Raw genomic sequence first — 4,040 nt, 5'->3', positions numbered from 1 at the left:
ACGCCTCGAGCATCTGCGGGGCATTGGTCTGGGCTTCAGGAACTTCGAGCACTACGTGCTGCGCTGTCTGCTCCACTCCGGGCAGCTATCGGCCCGGGTCAACGCACTCTGAAACCGGAAGAGCCGGTTAATCGTGCCGCCGACTTCGGATAGTGACAAAGTAAAAAGTTGGTACTCGACTCATCATGAGACGTCTCGCAACTCTAGGGTTTCGAGACAGTTTGTGGCATCAGGCGCGGCACCCTGCCGGAAGCCTGGAAGTTCTCCAGCGTCTTGAGACCCAATGCCAGCAATATGAGCGCGACGAAGTCGACAGGAATCTGCCACAACAGGTGGAGGATGTGCAGCGTTGGTCGGGTAAACCCCAGCGCCCTCCATCCAGTACCTGCTCGACGCAGGCCCCAATGGATCACAACCAGCAGCAGAGCCGCATGCACGGGAAGTGTCACCCCCAGCACTACAAGGCCGATTTCCGTAGCTCCGGGTACCAAAATAATGACAAGTACCGCTATCCCAAGTGTCAGCACTGTGGCCACAACAGCCGAAAAGAGGAGGACCAAACTCTGGCGTAAGTTAAGCGGCTCTTCGCCGATCCGGTGGGGAGTGAGGGGCTCGGCGCGGTGAGCGGTGGGTAGGGGTCGAGGTCCCCGAGGATCAGGAGCGACCAAGCTGCCTGATCGATTTCGAGGACCTCGACGTGTCTCACGCTACGGGGTGCGCCGATGCGCCCACCACCGCTGATCCCTGCTCGCGTTGCGACGTCTTGGTCGGCCTGGACGGGGTGCATGTCGAGACGGTCGAGCGGGATGCAGCCTTGATGACGGTGACGGTCTCGACGACGTGGCAGCTGATGGGGTGCCCGGACTGCGGGGTCGTGGCCCCCAGTCGTGGGCGGCGCGCTCGGGTGCTGCACGACGTGCCGCACGGTGATGTGCGCGTCCAGGTCGTGTGGCGCCAACGGGTGTGGCGCTGTCCGGAGCAGGTCTGCGCGCGCGGGACGTTCGCCGAGCAGGTCCCGACCTTGGTCGCCGCGCGAGGGTCTCTCACGGTCCGGGCGGTGGCTTGGGCGATCGGGCAGCTGCGCCGCGAGCACGCCACGATCGCCGGCCTGGCCCGCCAGCTCGGGGTCGGGTGGTGGACGCTGTGGCGCGCGGTCAAGCCGCAGCTCGAGCACCTCGCTAGCGAGGAGTCCCGCTTCGAGGGTGTCACCTCGCTGGGCGTCGATGAGCACATCTGGCACCACCGTGACCCGCGCACGCGCGGACCGAAGGAACTGACCGGGATGGTCGACCTGACCCGTGACCAGCACGGACGCACCCACGCCCGGCTGCTGGACCTGGTCCCGGGCCGCTCGAAGAAGGCCTACGCAGACTGGCTCACCGAGCGCGGCGCCGACTTCCGCGCCGGGATCGAGGTCGCCGCCCTGGACCCGTTCGGCGGCTACAAGGCCGCGATCGACGCCGAGCTCGCTGACGCGACCGCGGTCCTGGATGCGTTCCACGTCGTCAAGCTCGGCACCCAGGTCGTCGACGAAGTCCGTCGCCGCATCCAGCAGGACACCCGCGGGCATCGCGGCCGCAAGGGCGAGCCGCTGTTCGGGATCCAGACCATCCTGCGCGCCGGTGCGGAGAACCTCACCGACCGCCAGCTCGCCCGGCTCGCCACCGCGATCGAGGCCGACGAAGCACACGAAGCCGTCTACGTGGCCTGGCGCTGCGCCCAAGACCTGCGAGCCGCCTACCGCGCAAAGAGCACCCTTGAGGGCAGGGCTCGAGCCGAGAAGATCCTCGAGTCGTTCCACACCTGCCCGATCCCCGAGGTCGCCCGCCTGGGAAGGACCCTTCGCCGCTGGCGCGAGGCGTTCCTGGCCTACTTCAGCACCGAACGTGCAAACAACGGCGGCACGGAGGCGATCAACGGCATCATCGAACTCCACCGACGCCTCGCACGCGGCTACCGCAACCGCGACAACTACCGCCTCCGCATGCTCCTCGCCGCCGGCGGCCTCAAGACCTGATCCCCACCGGATCGGCGAAGAGCCAGTTAAGCGGCGAATGAACATTCGTGGAACTGGATGCGGGCAAAGTAACCACAGAGGGTGGACTACTCGTCATACGCCCATCCTTACGCATCAAAACCCAGCGCATTGAGTGACGTCATGGCAACGGTCGGGGATTTTTACTGGGATAGCATTCAGCACATGGAATCTTCCCCAACGAATGGTGACCGTGAGACCGCGAACAAGTCCGGCCTGATCGCCCGGTATCCCGTTGCAAGTTTCTTCATCCTCGCGCTCGCAATTTCATGGATCGCGTGGAGTCCGTGGTGGCTCGGGCAGGATGGTCTCGGATTGCTCCCGATACCTGGCTCCCTTCAGGTGATAGCACTGGTGAACCCACTTGGCATCTTCGGCCCGGCCGCTGCCGCCCTCATCGTCATCCGAGCCACCGATGGCCATGCCGGAGTCCGTCGCTTCTGGGGACACGTAACTAGTCTTCGACTTGGTCCGCTCTGGTGGAGTGTGGCCCTGTTAGGTGTCCCCGCAATTCTGTTAGTCGGGGTAATTCTCCTGCCCGGCACGCTAGGTTCCTTTACGACCGATGGACTGACCGAAGTCCTGATGATCTACCCTGTGCAACTCCTCGGCATCGTCTTCCTCGGCGGCGGCTTGGAGGAAATCGGGTGGCGCGGGTTCGCCCAGCCTAAGCTTCAAAAGAAAACTTCACCGCTGGTGGCAGCACTGCTGATCGGTATCGTCTGGGCCGCATGGCATGCGCCCCTGTTCCTGACTCAAACGTGGGATACACCCCGCAGCACTATTGCGCAGGTTCTGCTGTACGTGGTCGTTGTCATGGGGCTTTCAGTGATCATGGCGTGGGTGCGCAACGGCAGCGGTAGCACCCTTGCTGCGGTCCTGGCCCACTCATCGGTCAATGGATCTCTCGGCGTTTTGGTAGTCGCGTTCCCCGGATCGCTCGTCGAAACTACGAATTGGTGGGGACTTGGCATCATCCTGGCCGCTGCAGTGGTTGCTATGTTGACAAACGGTCGCCTCGGTGAACGTGAAGTCACCGTGAACGCCCAGTAATAATGGCGCGGCATGCGTAGTCCACGGTGCCCGGTAAGGGTTCCGCTTGCGGGCGCCGAACATCGGCGTTGAGCGCTGGAATCAGACCGCATTCCCGAAGAAGTGTCTCGCAACCTCGGTGTCTCAAAACCCATTCGTTATGAGACAGCTTCCCCGCCACGTGGGATCGGCTGACGCACACGAGTGTTGAGGACTTCGGACAGAAGTGCCGACAACTTCGGACATCGACATGCTTTGCTAATGGTGACCTATGAAGTGTCCGTATAGGGTGTACGGTGAACTGTCCGGTGAAGGATCCCTATGTGACACACTGATCTACATGTCTAAGATCATGGTCGGTTACGCACGCGTGTCCACGGAGGAGCAAGACCTCACCGCCCAGCGTGATGCCCTGGCATCCCTCGGCGTTGAACCCGAACGCGTCTATGTTGATCATGGCTTTACCGGCAGGAACAAGAATCGCGCAGGACTTCACGAAGCCCTCGCCGCCTGCCGGGCCGGAGATACCTTCGTCGTTACCAAACTCGACCGCCTGGCCCGGTCCGTCCGAGACGCCCACGAGATAGCCGACGGCCTCGCCAGACGCGAAATCAGACTCAGCATCGGTGGTTCCGTCCACGACCCCACCGACCCAATGGGCAAACTGCTGTTCAACGTCCTGGCGATGATCGCTGAGTTCGAAGCCGACCTCATCAGCATGCGCACCCGCGAAGGAATGAAGGTTGCCAAGGCCAACGGCCGACTCCGGGGAAAACAGCCAAAACTCACCGTGAAACAAGAAACACACCTCCTCGAACTGCACGATGCCGGCAAACACACCATGACGGCTCTTCCGGTTCTAGAGTGCGTGAGCGGTCCCTGCTTGCCGGGTCTCGGTGATGAATGAGAAGCGACCTTGGGCGAAGATAGAAGTTCCTCAACTCGTCTCTCACCCAAGGCCGCACCATGCAAT

The 4,040-nt window shown here is 62.6% G+C and carries 4 protein-coding genes; 3 read left to right on the top strand and 1 reads right to left on the bottom strand.

Going from position 1 to position 4,040, the window contains the following annotated elements:
- Positions 1 to 203 precede the first annotated feature (203 nt).
- A complete protein-coding gene (locus tag BSP109_RS16290; protein ID WP_146001213.1) occupies positions 204 to 449 on the bottom strand; it encodes a hypothetical protein in 246 nt (81 codons plus the stop codon).
- Between the two features lie 248 nt (positions 450 to 697).
- Here BSP109_RS16290 and BSP109_RS16285 point away from each other — a divergent pair, with 248 nt between their 5' ends.
- The 3 genes from BSP109_RS16285 (at position 698) to BSP109_RS16275 (ending at position 3,974) form a co-directional block, all read left to right on the top strand.
- The gene (locus BSP109_RS16285; protein WP_101601998.1) at positions 698 to 2,017 is read left to right on the top strand and encodes an ISL3 family transposase; all 1,320 of its coding nucleotides are present in this window, start codon (positions 698 to 700) and stop codon (positions 2,015 to 2,017) included.
- 183 nt (positions 2,018 to 2,200) lie between these two features.
- The gene (locus BSP109_RS16280; protein WP_180959799.1) at positions 2,201 to 3,088 is read left to right on the top strand and encodes a CPBP family intramembrane glutamic endopeptidase; all 888 of its coding nucleotides are present in this window, start codon (positions 2,201 to 2,203) and stop codon (positions 3,086 to 3,088) included.
- 319 nt (positions 3,089 to 3,407) lie between these two features.
- Positions 3,408 to 3,974, top strand: a complete 567-nt coding sequence (locus BSP109_RS16275) for a recombinase family protein (RefSeq protein WP_101601994.1) — start codon at positions 3,408 to 3,410, stop codon at positions 3,972 to 3,974.
- Positions 3,975 to 4,040 lie beyond the last annotated feature (66 nt).

Origin of the sequence: Brevibacterium sp. Mu109 (assembly GCF_900169375.1) — a bacterium.
GTDB lineage: Bacteria > Actinomycetota > Actinomycetes > Actinomycetales > Brevibacteriaceae > Brevibacterium > Brevibacterium yomogidense_A.
The sequence above is the reverse complement of the archived record's forward strand: the minus strand, read 5'-3'. Positions and strand labels throughout refer to the sequence as shown.